The organism is Pseudidiomarina donghaiensis, from assembly GCF_900116895.1.
GTDB classification, from domain to species: Bacteria; Pseudomonadota; Gammaproteobacteria; order Enterobacterales; family Alteromonadaceae; genus Pseudidiomarina; species Pseudidiomarina donghaiensis.
Genome location: NZ_FPCF01000010.1, coordinates 45,566 through 51,815, shown reverse-complemented (window position 1 = coordinate 51,815; position 6,250 = coordinate 45,566). Strand labels below are relative to the sequence as shown.

Sequence of the window (6,250 nt, the reverse complement as noted above, 5' to 3'; positions counted from 1 at the left end):
TAATAAATCTAATTTGTTAAGCACTTTTCCAATCAGTCAGGTGGTCTATCTAAAGACCTTTTTTGCATCCGAAGATGCGTCTCTGCCTGAATCCGGTAAGTGCCCACACAGTTTGCTTGGCTTGGTATATTGTTAAAGAACGTTCGCTTCTCTTGAAGCGGGATGCGTATTCTACGCTATCCGTGGTTCAGGTCAAGATCCTTTTGGATCTTTTTTTGTGATTTTCATCACCGTCTATTCAGACTTGAACCGCCGTCATCACTTGGTGACAACGGCGGCGAATTATAAGGATCATGGCCAGCGGCGCAAGATCTTTTTTTGCTTTTTTTATCGTTTGGTTTATTTTTACTCAAATTGAACAAAGTTTAGCTATGGATTGTCCAAAAACACTGCTAATGTTCAATATCGTCAAATTATTAATATTATAAGACAGTATTAGATTGGGGTGCGCCTATGAAAGTTTTACCAACTTTATTGGCTGCGAGTGTATGTTTTTCATGCGCTACTTACGCGGCAGATTCTGCCATCGTTGATATTTCCGACACAGAGAAGTTTGTGTTAGATGAGGAAAATCAACGCCTAGCAGATACATATGCAAGGATGCTTCGCTATTACGACCAACGTAACTTCTCATCAGTAAGAGCAGTTCGTGTGCTCATGGGGAATTATCCACACCACGTTGAGCCGATACTTTACGCGGCATTTGATCGGTACCCAAATCATTATCGCCACATAATTAAAGCTGCTATTGATGCCGAACCAGCGTTTACGCGAGAAATCATATCTACGGCATTAAGCTTAGAGGTAGCAGATCCTGCTGATATCGTACGTATTGCTGTTGAAGCCGAACCAAGCTACGCGGAAACTATCGTTGCAACCGTTGATCAAATGGACCCATCACAATTCGCCAACGTAGTACGCGTTGCAGTCTTAACTGAGCCACAAACCGCTGATAGCATTTTGCGCTCAAACCGAGATGCGGAAATTGGTAAGCTCGAATCTGTTTTGCATACTGTCCTATCAGCGGCTCCAACTTTAGGTTCCTATTTTGTAGATACCATAAGTGACTTAATTGGTCTCTCTACTACTGAAGGAACACCAAAGAACAAGAATAAACGAGCTATTCAATTAATTCGTTCCGCTTACAATTCGGGCGGCTTAGACAAGAATGAAGTTGAACTGTTAGCTGCTAAGCATGAGCTAAGTGAAGAAGAAATTAAATTGATTATGCAAAACTAAGCCGTTTAATCATTTTTCGAGTACTAAGTACCTAAGACTTGATTTGTTCGATCAAAAAAGCCGCTCACTAGAGCGGCTTTTTAATGTAGCTAATAAAAGCTACTTATTCTTCTACTGCAACTTCTTCAGTCTCAGTAGCGTCTACTTCTGGACGGTCAACAAGTTCAACATATGCCATAGGCGCATTGTCACCAGCGCGGAAGCCACACTTCATAATACGAGTGTAACCACCAGCGCGCTCTTGATAACGCGGACCTAATTCATTGAACAGCTTACCAACAACTTCTTGGTCGCGAGTGCGAGCAAAAGCCATACGGCGGTTTGCTACGCTATCTTGCTTCGCTAATGTGATTAGCGGCTCGATAACACGACGCAGTTCTTTAGCTTTTGGCAAAGTGGTTTTAATCACTTCGTGACGAACCAGTGAGCTTGCCATATTGCTGAACATCGCTTTACGATGACTGCTGTTGCGGTTGAGTTGACGACCACTCTTACGATGGCGCATACCTATACCCTTCTCAGTAAATCTCTGTAAAAGATAACTTAGTCGCGATCAACTAAGCTTGCTGGTGGCCAGTTTTCTAGGCGCATACCTAGTGACAAACCACGTGATGCAAGCACGTCTTTGATCTCGGTGAGCGATTTTTTACCCAAGTTAGGAGTTTTTAACAACTCAACTTCGGTACGCTGCACTAAGTCACCAATGTACTGAATAGCTTCTGCTTTCAAACAGTTCGCAGAACGCACAGTTAATTCCAAATCGTCTACCGGACGTAATAGAATCGGATCGAATTCCGGCTTCTCTTCTTTCTCTTCTGGCTCGCTCATGTCACGCAATTCAACGAAGGCTTCAAGCTGTTGAGCAAGAATCGTTGCTGCACGACGAATCGCTTCTTCTGGATCTAACGTACCGTTAGTTTCCATATCGATAACCAGTTTATCCAAGTCAGTGCGTTGCTCAACACGTGCTGAATCAACACTGTAAGCAATACGCTCAACCGGACTGAAAGAAGCGTCTACAAGTAGAAGACCGAGCGGACGCTCTTCATCGTCAGCAGACTGACGTGCCGAGGCTGGAACATAACCACGACCACGCTCTACCTTGATTGACATTTCAATCTCGGTGTCACCTGTTAAAGTACAGATGAGGTGCTCAGGGTTAAGGATTTCGATATCACCGTCATGAGTGATATCGCCAGCCTTGACAGGGCCCGCTCCGGATTTTTTCAAGGTCAGAATCGCTTCATCTTTGCCTTCCATGACTACCGCCAAACCTTTCAGGTTTAACAGGATCTCGATGATGTCTTCCTGAACACCCTCTTTGCTGCTGTATTCGTGTTGAACACCGTCAATTTTAACTTCTGTCACTGCCACACCTGGCATTGATGAAAGTAAAATACGGCGCAACGCGTTGCCCAGCGTGTGACCAAAGCCACGCTCAAGAGGCTCCAACGTCACTTTAGCGTGAGTCGGGCTAATTTGTTCGATATCGACTAGCCTTGGCTTTAGGAATTCGGTAACAGAACCCTGCATTGTGTCCTCTCTTTATGCTTAAGCTTTACTTAGAGTAAAGCTCTACGATCAACTGTTCGTTAATTTCAGCAGACAAATCTGCACGCTCTGGAAGACGCTTAAACTGACCTTCCATTTTAGTGCTGTCTACTTCCAACCATACTGGCTTCTCGCGTTGTTCTGCAAGTTCCAGCGCGGCTGCGATACGTGCCTGCTTTTTAGCTTTTTCGCGAACAGACACAACGTCTTCCGGACGTACTTTGTACGACGGAATGTTGACTACCTGACCGTTCACTACTACTGCTTTGTGGCTTACCAACTGACGCGCTTCAGCACGAGTTGACGCGAAGCCCATACGGTACACCACGTTGTCTAGGCGTTGCTCAAGCAATTGCAGCAGGTTCTCACCAGTGTTGCCCTTAATACGAGCAGCTTCTTTGTAATAGTTACGGAATTGCTTTTCTAGTACGCCGTAGATACGACGAACTTTTTGCTTTTCACGCAACTGTAAACCGTAATCAGACAAACGGCCACGACGTGCACCGTGCTGACCCGGAGCGCTTTCGAGTTTACATTTCGTATCGATTGCGCGTACGCCGCTTTTCAGGAACAAGTCTGTTCCTTCGCGACGACTCAGTTTGAGTTTTGGACCCAAATATCTAGCCATGTTCTTTCTCCAACTATCGTATAGCGCCTATTAAACGCGACGTTTCTTAGGCGGACGACATCCGTTGTGAGGAATAGGAGTCACATCAGTAATGTTCGTGATGCGATAACCTACAGCGTTCAACGCACGAATCGATGATTCGCGACCAGGACCTGGGCCCTTTACGAACACTTCTAGGTTTTTCAAACCATATTCCTTCGCCATTTCACCCGCGCGCTCAGCAGCAACCTGTGCAGCAAATGGGGTTGATTTACGTGAACCACGGAAACCAGAACCACCTGCAGTTGCCCATGCTAACGCGTTACCTTGACGGTCAGTGATGGTCACAATGGTGTTATTGAAAGATGCATGGATGTGGGCCATGCCATCAGCGACTTGCTTTTTAACGCGCTTACGAGTACGAGTTGGTTGTTTAGCCATTTCTCAACTCCCTACTTCTTAATTGGTTTACGCGGACCTTTACGGGTGCGCGCATTAGTTTTAGTGCGCTGTCCACGTAGAGGCAAGCCACGACGATGACGAAGACCACGGTAACATCCGAGATCCATCAAGCGTTTGATATTCATTGATACTTCACGGCGAAGATCGCCTTCAACAGTAAATTTAGCTACTGCGTCACGAAGTACATCGAGTTTTTCTTCTGACAAAGAGCCGATTTTGGTATCTTCCGGCAGGTCGATCGAAGCTAAGATAGCTTTAGAACGAGTACGGCCGATACCGTAAATCGCAGTCAAGGCAATGACTGCATGCTTATTGTCAGGAACGTTAATGCCAGCGATACGGGCCACTAACACGTCTCCTATAGTTTATGGGTGACCGGATTTGAAAAGCCCGTTAGGATACTCAACCAGTCGCCAATTTGCAAACATATCAAAGCCGCAGCCAAAAAAATATTTTTTGGCCGCGGACTTCTTCTTCGAATTAACCTTGCCGTTGCTTGTGCTTAGGGTCACTGCAAATTACACGCACAACACCGTTGCGCTTAATAACTTTACAGTTACGGCAGATTTTCTTCACGGAAGCACGAACTTTCATTGCTACACTCCGTAATTATCCAACCTTAGCGGCCGAAGCCTTTAAGGTTAGCTTTCTTGAGGACAGAATCATATTGATGAGACATCAAATGAGTCTGCACCTGCGCCATAAAGTCCATGATAACAACTACGATAATTAAAAGCGACGTACCACCAAAATAGAATTGTACGTTCCAAGCAATCATCATGAACTCAGGAACCAAACAGACAAAGGTAATGTACAACGCGCCTGCAAGCGTCAATCGAGTCATTACTTTATCAATGTAACGAGAAGTTTGCTCACCTGGACGAATACCAGGGATAAACGCTCCCGACTTCTTCAAGTTGTCTGCTGTTTCGCGAGGGTTAAATACCAACGCGGTATAGAAGAAACAGAAGAAGATAATTGCCGCAGCATAAAGCATTACGTACAAGGGTTGACCCGGAGACAATGTCAACGAGACCTCTTGTAAGAAGTTTGCTACCGCACCTTCGCCTTGGCCGAACCAAGTGGCGATAGTGCCTGGGAACAAAATAATGCTCGATGCAAAAATCGGTGGAATGACACCGGCCATATTAACTTTCAATGGCAAGTGTGTACTTTGCGCTGCAAAAACCTTTCGGCCCTGCTGACGTTTCGCGTAGTTTACCAGAATACGGCGTTGGCCGCGCTCTACAAACACAACGAAATAAGTCACTGCAAGTACAATTACACCAATTAGCAATAACAATAATAAATGTAAATCACCCTGACGTGCTTGCTCTGCCGTCTGGCCAATGGCCGACGGGAGGCCCGCTACAATACCGGTGAAGATCAGAATAGAGATACCGTTTCCAATTCCACGCTCGGTAATCTGTTCGCCTAACCACATCAAGAACATGGTACCGGTTACTAAGCTAACCACAGCTGTGAAATAGAACCCAAAGCTTGGATCAATAACGAGACCCGGCATTAGGCTTGGTAAGCCAGTAGCTATACCAATTGATTGGAAAGTTGCGAGTACCAATGTACCCCAACGCGTGTATTGACTGATCTTACGACGTCCACTTTCGCCTTCTTTTTTCAGCTCAGCTAAACGTGGATGCACCACGCTTGCTAGTTGCATGATAATTGAAGCCGAAATGTACGGCATAATACCAAGCGCAAATACCGATGCTCGCTCAAGAGCACCACCGCTGAACATGTTAAACATGGCGACGATAGTGTCTTTTTGCTGGTCGAATAATTGCGCCAATACCGCGGCATCTATACCAGGAATCGGCACAAAGGAGCCCGCACGGAACACGATTAACGCGCCGAGTACGAACAGCAGTCGACGTTTAAGCTCCGACGTGCCACCTTGAGCTCTGTTAGATTCCAATCCTGGTTTAGCCATGTGCCCTATCCTTCGATTTTGCCGCCAGCAGCTTCAATAGCTTCGCGGGCGCCTTTGGTGACCTTGATGCCTTGCACTGTAACTTTACGGCTGATTTCGCCTGACTTGATGACTTTAACAGTCAACACGTCGTGACGAATCACACCAGCTTCTTTTAATGAAGCTAGAGTTACAGTATCACCAGCAACTTTTGCAATCTCTGCCAGGTTTACTTCAGCAGTCGTGAACGACTTACGAGAAGTAAAGCCAAACTTTGGCAAACGGCGTTGGATTGGCATTTGGCCGCCTTCAAAACCTGAACGGATTGAACCGCCAGAGCGTGAAGTTTGACCTTTATGACCACGTCCACCAGTTTTACCAAGGCCAGAGCCGATACCACGGCCGAGACGCTTTTTGCTAGTTTTCGCACCAGGTGCAGGGGAGATAGTATTTAAGTACATGTC

At 45.9% G+C, this 6,250-nt stretch carries 9 protein-coding genes; 1 reads left to right on the top strand and 8 read right to left on the bottom strand.

Features of this window, described 5'->3' with window-relative positions:
* The first annotated feature begins 453 nt into the window (after window positions 1-453).
* Entirely contained in the window at window positions 454-1,239 is a 786-nt protein-coding gene (locus tag BM334_RS12330) for a hypothetical protein (protein ID WP_092842127.1), read from the top strand.
* A 103-nt stretch (window positions 1,240-1,342) separates the two neighbouring features.
* On the opposite strand, the gene rplQ is transcribed toward BM334_RS12330, so the two are convergent.
* The 8 genes from rplQ to rplO form a co-directional block, all read right to left on the bottom strand.
* Window positions 1,343-1,744, bottom strand: coding sequence for a 50S ribosomal protein L17 (rplQ, locus tag BM334_RS12325; RefSeq protein WP_055439834.1), 402 nt, complete (start codon window positions 1,742-1,744; stop codon window positions 1,343-1,345).
* Between the two features lie 38 nt (window positions 1,745-1,782).
* Window positions 1,783-2,772, bottom strand: a complete 990-nt coding sequence (locus BM334_RS12320; RefSeq protein ID WP_055439833.1) for a DNA-directed RNA polymerase subunit alpha — start codon at window positions 2,770-2,772, stop codon at window positions 1,783-1,785.
* A gap of 25 nt (window positions 2,773-2,797) precedes the next feature.
* Entirely contained in the window at window positions 2,798-3,418 is a 621-nt protein-coding gene (gene rpsD / locus BM334_RS12315; protein WP_055439832.1) for a 30S ribosomal protein S4, read from the bottom strand.
* A 30-nt stretch (window positions 3,419-3,448) separates the two neighbouring features.
* Complete coding sequence (gene rpsK / locus BM334_RS12310; RefSeq protein ID WP_034734070.1) at window positions 3,449-3,838, bottom strand: 30S ribosomal protein S11; 390 nt, start codon at window positions 3,836-3,838, stop codon at window positions 3,449-3,451.
* 11 nt (window positions 3,839-3,849) lie between these two features.
* Complete coding sequence (gene rpsM / locus BM334_RS12305) at window positions 3,850-4,206, bottom strand: 30S ribosomal protein S13 (RefSeq protein ID WP_055439831.1); 357 nt, start codon at window positions 4,204-4,206, stop codon at window positions 3,850-3,852.
* A gap of 133 nt (window positions 4,207-4,339) precedes the next feature.
* Entirely contained in the window at window positions 4,340-4,453 is a 114-nt protein-coding gene (gene rpmJ, locus BM334_RS12300; RefSeq protein WP_055439830.1) for a 50S ribosomal protein L36, read from the bottom strand.
* Window positions 4,454-4,478: 25 nt separating this feature from the next.
* On the bottom strand, window positions 4,479-5,807 hold the full coding sequence (gene secY / locus BM334_RS12295; protein ID WP_055439829.1) for a preprotein translocase subunit SecY: 1,329 nt from the start codon (window positions 5,805-5,807) through the stop codon (window positions 4,479-4,481).
* A gap of 5 nt (window positions 5,808-5,812) precedes the next feature.
* Window positions 5,813-6,247 carry a 50S ribosomal protein L15 gene (rplO, locus tag BM334_RS12290; protein WP_055439828.1) on the bottom strand — a complete coding sequence of 145 codons (435 nt, stop codon included), beginning with the start codon at window positions 6,245-6,247 and terminating at the stop codon, window positions 5,813-5,815.
* Window positions 6,248-6,250 lie beyond the last annotated feature (3 nt).

Coding starts and splice junctions, on each gene's coding strand:
- BM334_RS12330 (WP_092842127.1), top strand. CDS start 454: ATGAAAGTTTTACCAACTTTATTGGCTGCGAGTGTATGTTTTTCATGC.
- rplQ (WP_055439834.1), bottom strand. CDS start 1,744: ATGCGCCATCGTAAGAGTGGTCGTCAACTCAACCGCAACAGCAGTCAT.
- BM334_RS12320 (WP_055439833.1), bottom strand. CDS start 2,772: ATGCAGGGTTCTGTTACCGAATTCCTAAAGCCAAGGCTAGTCGATATC.
- rpsD (WP_055439832.1), bottom strand. CDS start 3,418: ATGGCTAGATATTTGGGTCCAAAACTCAAACTGAGTCGTCGCGAAGGA.
- rpsK (WP_034734070.1), bottom strand. CDS start 3,838: ATGGCTAAACAACCAACTCGTACTCGTAAGCGCGTTAAAAAGCAAGTC.
- rpmJ (WP_055439830.1), bottom strand. CDS start 4,453: ATGAAAGTTCGTGCTTCCGTGAAGAAAATCTGCCGTAACTGTAAAGTT.
- secY (WP_055439829.1), bottom strand. CDS start 5,807: ATGGCTAAACCAGGATTGGAATCTAACAGAGCTCAAGGTGGCACGTCG.
- rplO (WP_055439828.1), bottom strand. CDS start 6,247: ATGTACTTAAATACTATCTCCCCTGCACCTGGTGCGAAAACTAGCAAA.